At 71.7% G+C, this 385-nt stretch carries 1 pseudogene; it reads left to right on the top strand.

Going from position 1 to position 385, the window contains the following annotated elements:
* Positions 1 to 213, top strand: a pseudogene (locus tag AB4Z02_RS19280) (hypothetical protein); the annotation flags it as partial.
* Positions 214 to 385: the final 172 nt, after the last annotated feature.

The raw sequence follows: 385 nt of genomic DNA, 5'->3' as shown, positions 1-385 counted from the left end.
GTGTTCCAGGCGCAGCTCGCCAGCCTGGTGTTCATCGTCGCGGCGCTCGGCATCCGCCACGACGACCTGCTGTGGGAGCGCCCGTCGGCGGCACTGTTCGTCGGCGGGATGGTGTTCTCGCTGGTCGCCTACGCCGGCTTCTACATCTGGTGCGATGCGCGGGCGCGTGCAGGAGAGCGGGCGGCGGCGACCCCGGAGATCGAGCCGCTCTAGTCGAGCCGCTCTAGTCGAGCAGGGTGCCGACCACGACGGTCCCGTCGAGCTCCTCCGAGCGCAGGATGCTCGCCGCGAAGCCGTTCGCCTCGAATGCGGCCACCGTCGCCGGTGCCTGGCGCTCACTCGTCTCGATCAGGAGCCGGCCGCGCGGTCGGAGCCACGTCGGCGC

It is taken from the genome of Pedococcus sp. 2YAF34 (genome assembly GCF_052114585.1).
Classification (GTDB): domain Bacteria; phylum Actinomycetota; class Actinomycetes; order Actinomycetales; family Dermatophilaceae; genus Pedococcus.
The sequence above is the reverse complement of the archived record's forward strand: the minus strand, read 5'-3'. Positions and strand labels throughout refer to the sequence as shown.